1 protein-coding gene is annotated in these 1,626 nt (G+C 46.0%); it reads right to left on the bottom strand.

Going from position 1 to position 1,626, the window contains the following annotated elements:
- Positions 1 to 79 precede the first annotated feature (79 nt).
- Entirely contained in the window at positions 80 to 1,513 is a 1,434-nt protein-coding gene (locus tag QUB06_RS34510; protein ID WP_333439329.1) for an NF041680 family putative transposase, read from the bottom strand.
- Positions 1,514 to 1,626 lie beyond the last annotated feature (113 nt).

Genomic DNA, 1,626 nt, shown 5'->3' on the forward strand with positions numbered 1-1,626 from the left:
ATTGGAGTTTAGACTAAGCAAAAATTCACTCAGAAGAAGTTGAGTGTAAATTTTGTGAGTTTAGACAGAGGTAGAGAGGTTAACTAATCGATTTGGACGAGTTTTGAAACCGACCTTTACCCTTTTTGACCACAGGATACCGACATCTTGGAGTGCGAGGTTGTCCTATTTGCCATCCGTCTGAATTTCCTCGCCGTTTCGGAGCAACAGCCGGACTTCCAATCCTGATTAAAAGTGGAAACATTGATTGTACAACCCTTCCAGGCGTCAATTGAGGCAGAGACTTTTGCCAGGGCAAACGAATTTCTTTGACTACATCTTTAGCTAACCATAATTGCCAGGTTAGCAAAGGCATCAAATCACTCCATCGTTCACACTGTTCTGGTGTGCTTAGCTTCGGCACAGTCCAATGTAAAGTTTGTTTTGCTAACCGATACCAATGTTCGAGGGCAAAGCGGCGTAGATACAGTTGCCAAATTTCCGCCAGAGACGGCATTTGGATACCAACCCAAACTAACCACAAAGGTTGACTATTTAATCGACCCGTTACAGTTTCTAGACGTTCGACTAAAATCAAGGTCATTGGATGTTTGGGACTGCCTCGAAAATGCAAGTCATCGCATTTTCTTAACCGAATTTTCCCCAGTTTGGGCTCAACAGATTCCAGAGTTTGTTCTGGTGACCACCAGCTTTGAGAGTCGTTGAGCTTAAACTGTTGACCGTGAATTTTGGGTCTGCCTTTACCACTATAGGCTGGGGGTGTTGACCATAAGCAACGATTGGAGCGAATACGCATTAGTTTATCGGCGGCAATGGCTGCGGTGGCTTTAACCAGAGGTGCACACCCATATTCACTATCAAATAGAGCGATGGGTCTATGCTGAAGATATTGACATACTTGTGCCAATTGTTCAGCGCCTTTACCGATGGGGTTGTCCCAACTGGTAATACGTTCGTGTCTCAAGGGCAGCGCCCAACTACCACTCATCGAAGGTATTAGTGCGATCGTACTATATCCTTGACCGATGCCAACAGGTATACCGTGGGGTAAGGCTGTGGGTTGATGTTCATAGGTACGTTCTTTGAGGGTACGTGCATGGGGCCTCAACCATGCCGTATGATCGATCGCTAATACTGGACGTTCTACTTCTGACATCTGTTGGATGTACAGTTGCATCAATTGGTCTCGGTCTGGTCTACAATCTTGCAGCGCTTCGTAGACGCTTGACCACTCACGCCGAAATAAGGGATTGAGGGCTAAATCTCCTAAACAGGAGACGTGGCGAGTCGTCATTATCGCGTCTGCTAGTTCAAAGGTGGCGTCTTTGGCATTGCCGAGACATTCATAAGCAAGTTGACGAAATTCCCGTAATTGTTCAAACTTCATGGCAGGTAGATTTGAGATTTTTAGCTGAATTCTCAATCTTCTACCCTTACGCTGTCTGTTGAAACTATCGCAGACAGTTTTTTTTCGGCGTTGCAAGTCTCCGAGAACGTCAACGGTCGCTGGCATCTATCTTATGGGTGAGCCTGATAGCTTGTCGCCAGTGACCATTGCCGTTCTTGAGAACTGTTCGCTACTCTCAGTGCGAGCGCACTTTTTGACCTGCTTAGTCTAAACTCCAA

The sequence above is a fragment of the Microcoleus sp. D2_18a_D3 genome, from assembly GCF_036702455.1.
Classification (GTDB): Bacteria; Cyanobacteriota; Cyanobacteriia; order Cyanobacteriales; family Microcoleaceae; genus Microcoleus.